We start from the raw sequence: 333 nt of genomic DNA, 5'->3' as shown, positions 1-333 counted from the left end.
GGGGCAGATGCTCGGGGAAGGGCTTGCGGGCCGGGCGGCGGCGCTCGAAGCCGGCGACCGTCGTGGTCTTCGCCACCTTCTCGGCGGCGATTTCGTGCTCGGTGGCCGCGGCTTCGAGTTCCTCGAGCTGCAATTCCATCTGGTCGATCAGGCGGACGCGGCGCTCAGAGCTGTGGCCATACTGCTCGCGCCGGAGCTTGGCGATCTCGAGCCGGAGGTGCTTGATCATTGCTTCGGAGGTTGAAACGACCGCCCGGGTCTGCGCCAGTTCGCTCTCGGCGGCCTCCGCACGAGCCTCCGAGGCCGCGAGCGCGGCGCGCAATCTGGCGATCT

General features: G+C 69.1%; 1 protein-coding gene. It reads right to left on the bottom strand.

Annotation, left to right across the window (positions count from 1 at the left end):
- A partial coding sequence (locus GQE99_RS20250) for a transposase (protein ID WP_328794242.1) occupies nt 1-331 on the bottom strand: 331 nt, incomplete at its 3' end.
- Nucleotides 332-333 lie beyond the last annotated feature (2 nt).

The sequence above is a fragment of the Maritimibacter harenae genome (assembly GCF_009882975.1).
Lineage (GTDB): Bacteria > Pseudomonadota > Alphaproteobacteria > Rhodobacterales > Rhodobacteraceae > Maritimibacter > Maritimibacter harenae.
This window is presented reverse-complemented; position numbering and strand designations above follow the sequence as displayed.